Raw genomic sequence first — 516 nt, 5'->3', positions numbered from 1 at the left:
CTGATCGACTACGACGAAGTCGAGCGCCTGGCCGTGGAGCATAAGCCGAAGATGATCGTCGCCGGCTTCTCCGCCTACTCCAAGACCCTCGACTTCCCGCGCTTCCGCGCCATCGCCGACAAGGTCGGCGCGCTGCTGTTCGTCGACATGGCCCACGTTGCCGGGCTGGTCGCTGCCGGCCTCTACCCGAACCCGATCCCCTTCGCCGACGTGGTCACCACCACCACCCACAAGACCCTGCGCGGTCCGCGCGGTGGCCTGATCCTGGCGCGCGCCAACGAGGAGATCGAGAAGAAGCTCAACTCCGCGGTATTCCCCGGCGCCCAGGGCGGTCCGCTGGAGCACGTGATCGCGGCCAAGGCGGTGTGCTTCAAGGAAGCGCTGGAGCCGGGCTTCAAGGACTACCAGGCGCAGGTGATCCGCAACGCCAAGGCGATGGCCGAGGTGTTCATCGGGCGCGGCTACGACGTGGTTTCCGGCGGCACCGACAACCACCTGATGCTGATCAGCCTGGTG

The 516-nt window shown here is 66.9% G+C and carries 1 pseudogene; it reads left to right on the top strand.

Annotated features, from left to right (window positions below):
* Positions 1–516, top strand: a pseudogene (gene glyA / locus HMPREF2581_RS12275) (serine hydroxymethyltransferase); the annotation flags it as partial.

Source organism: Pseudomonas sp. HMSC057H01 (assembly GCF_001836405.1).
Lineage (GTDB): Bacteria > Pseudomonadota > Gammaproteobacteria > Pseudomonadales > Pseudomonadaceae > Pseudomonas > Pseudomonas aeruginosa.
The sequence above is the reverse complement of the archived record's forward strand: the minus strand, read 5'-3'. Positions and strand labels throughout refer to the sequence as shown.